The following is a 2,319-nucleotide window of genomic DNA, read 5'->3' as shown; positions in this document are numbered from 1 at the left end:
CGAGTGCCGGTGCGAGGGCGGCCCGGGCGTGCGGTGCGGTGCCGTCGACGTCGCCGGGGTCGAGCGCGTCGAGCGCGTTCCCGACGGCGCGGACCAGGCGCCAGTAGCGCGGCTCGTCGTGCGAGAGTTCTTTGGCGAGGCCGCCGGCGACCTCCAGATCGCGCGCCAGTTCCCAGGTCTCCGGCGCGAAGCCGCAGAGCTCGGCCCGCTTGAGGCGGTACGGCTCGAAGCTGTCGGCGTCCTTCTCCCCGAGGTCGGTGACGATGAACGGCGGCAGGCCCAGGACCAGTGGGTTGGCTGCGGCTTCGACGTAGAGGGTGAACGAGCCGTCGTCGCCGACGACGTCCGCAGAGGCTCCGGGGCCGCGCAGGCGGATCCATCCGCCTCTGGGATGCAGACCCTTGATGACCGTGCCGTCCGGTCGGTAGGCGAGCCCTTCGCAGTGCCCGCCGACCGAGTGGTCTTCCCACCCGAGATCGAGGATGAGCTCGACGGCGGCAGGGGCGTTCTCGGGGATGGTCCCGTCGATGCGGAACCAGGTGGTCCTCCACGCGGGCGCCCAGGGTGAGCCGATCTCGAACGGCTTCCAGTCGGGCGCGGGACGCTCTGGCAACGGCTTCAGGCCGAGAACGTGGGTGGCTGGGACGGGCTCCCCGTCGCCGTCGACTTCCCAGGACTGCACGCTCACATCGGCGAGCGGCGCGTGCACGTGGGGCAGGATGCGCTCACGGAGCACCCGGTCGAGCCGGTCGAGTGTGATCTCGGGGCGGATGTGCATCGTCTTCCTTCGGTCTCGCACGCACTCGGTAGCTCGACACTAATCCGCTTTAGTCACGTCCGTCAATCCAATCGGGTGATGATCACCGAGCTCAGGTCATGGCAGGGTTCCGCCGGTAGCCGGAGGTGAACGACGTCCAAACGTGCTGTGGGGAGGGAGTGCGGCGTCGCCGGACGCGCCGGCAGACGATCGATCGGACGTCCTCAGGTGCTGTCGCGCACCACGAGCTCGGGAACCTGCTCGACGGCGCCCGTGTCTGGGTTGCCTTCGATGAGGTTGAGCAGGTGTCCGGCGACGTCAGCACCGAAGTTCCACGTATCGCGGTACAGGGCGGTCAGCGCGGGCTGGACGACTCCGCAGATCGGCGTGTCCTCGCAGGTCACCACCGCCACGTCGGCGGGTATCTGGAGTCCGGCGGCCTGGATCTCGCGCATCCCGGCGACGGCGAGGACCTCGTTGTCGTAGATCACCGCAGTGGGACGGCCGTTCGTGGCCAGCAGTCGCTGGGTGGCACGAGCGGACGCGGCGGCGGAGAAGTCCGTCTGCAGGACGTCCGCCGCCTCCAGGCCGTAGTCCCGTCCAGCCTGCGAGAACGCCTCGGCGCGACGGTGCACGTGCAGGAGCGATGCGCTGCCGGAGACATAGGCGACGCGGTGGTGGCCGCGTGTGCTCAGGTACTGCATGACGGTCTGCATCGCTGCCGTGTCGTCGATCGAGACGGAGGGGATGGTGCCCGCCGGGTCGGGTCCACCCGCGACGATCGACGGTATGTCGAGCTCGGCGACGGCGCGTGGGCGGGGATCATCGATCCTGAGGTCCACCAGGATGATGCCGTCGACGCGTTTCTCGTTCGCCCACCGGCGGTAGAGCTCGAGCTCTTCCTCGACCGACTCCACGACCTGGAACAGCAATCCGTAGCGGTGACCGCTCAGGACGGTGTGCATCCCGGAGATCAGGCGCAGGAAGAACAGCTCGGATCCGACGTCCTGCACGCTGCGCGCGACGGCGAGCCCGATGGTCATGGACGAGCGCGCTCCGGAAAGGATCTGGGCTGCGTGGTTCGGCGTCCACTGCAGCTCTTCGGCGACCTCGAGGATGCGCCGTCGGGTCTCTTCGGAGACCCCGGGCTTGCCGTTCAGGGCGAACGACGCCGCGGTCTCAGACACGCCGACACGCGTGGCGACGTCGCGAAGTGTGGGGCGTTGGCGCTTTGGTGGCATCCGAACCTCGGACTCGTCGAACGACCGGTGCACTGCATCGTATCTCTCCACAGCGGCCGTCGTGGGTCTTGTGCAGTTGACTTTACCGCTTTAGCCTATGGGGTCACGACCTTTCGGGGCTCCGTGACAGCGAAAGCACGGCGGAATCCCAAGGTCGGGTCAGACCCGCAGTGGGAGACCGGTGCCGAGAAGGAGGCAGCAGGATGAGAAGTAGACGGACTGCGACGTGGGATGGTCGCCCGGAGGCGGCCACCGGCGTCAGCGGCGGCGCACAACTGGGACGACGCAGGTTCCTGCAAGTGGTCGGCGGTGGAGCGGCGG

At 68.5% G+C, this 2,319-nt stretch carries 1 protein-coding gene and 1 pseudogene; both read right to left on the bottom strand.

Annotated features, from left to right (window positions below; genetic code table 11):
* A pseudogene (locus ELR45_RS38915) lies at positions 1–778 on the bottom strand (alpha-mannosidase); the annotation flags it as partial.
* 203 nt (positions 779–981) lie between these two features.
* Positions 982–1,998: a LacI family DNA-binding transcriptional regulator gene (locus ELR45_RS23940; RefSeq protein ID WP_129668646.1), complete on the bottom strand. Its 1,017-nt coding sequence runs from the start codon at positions 1,996–1,998 to the stop codon at positions 982–984.
* Positions 1,999–2,319: the final 321 nt, after the last annotated feature.

This window comes from Phytoactinopolyspora endophytica (assembly GCF_004138495.1).
Lineage (GTDB): Bacteria > Actinomycetota > Actinomycetes > Jiangellales > Jiangellaceae > Phytoactinopolyspora > Phytoactinopolyspora endophytica.
This window is presented reverse-complemented; position numbering and strand designations above follow the sequence as displayed.

Bases quoted from the DNA above. Each gene is read 5' to 3' on its own strand.
- ELR45_RS23940 (WP_129668646.1), bottom strand. From the start codon at position 1,998: ATGCCACCAAAGCGCCAACGCCCCACACTTCGCGACGTCGCCACGCGT.